The sequence below is a fragment of the Saezia sanguinis genome, from assembly GCF_003991585.1.
GTDB lineage: Bacteria > Pseudomonadota > Gammaproteobacteria > Burkholderiales > Burkholderiaceae_C > Saezia > Saezia sanguinis.
On record NZ_PQSP01000169.1, the window covers coordinates 1 to 245 of the forward strand.

General features: G+C 59.6%; 1 protein-coding gene. It reads right to left on the bottom strand.

All coding sequences use genetic code 11. The features are described from left to right. Positions 1-245, bottom strand: a 245-nt coding sequence (locus CUZ56_RS15905) for a hypothetical protein (RefSeq protein WP_162615382.1), incomplete at both ends; no start/stop codon positions are given.

The following is a 245-nucleotide window of genomic DNA, read 5'->3' on the forward strand; positions in this document are numbered from 1 at the left end:
GCGGTTGTCCGGTCTGTTCACCGTCGACAATTCGGGCGTCCGAGAGAATGTCACCCGCCAGGCGCTTCAGTTTTTCCTGTGTGTTCTCGGCGAATATCGGTTTTTCGACGACGCGGTTCGATTCATAGAAAGTCGGGAGTTCCGGGACCGGGCCGACACCGTACAGGTCGTAGGTGATGCCCTCCACGCCCTTCATCGTCCCCGACAGGCCGGACGGGTCGAACAGCAGTTCGCTGCCGATCAAT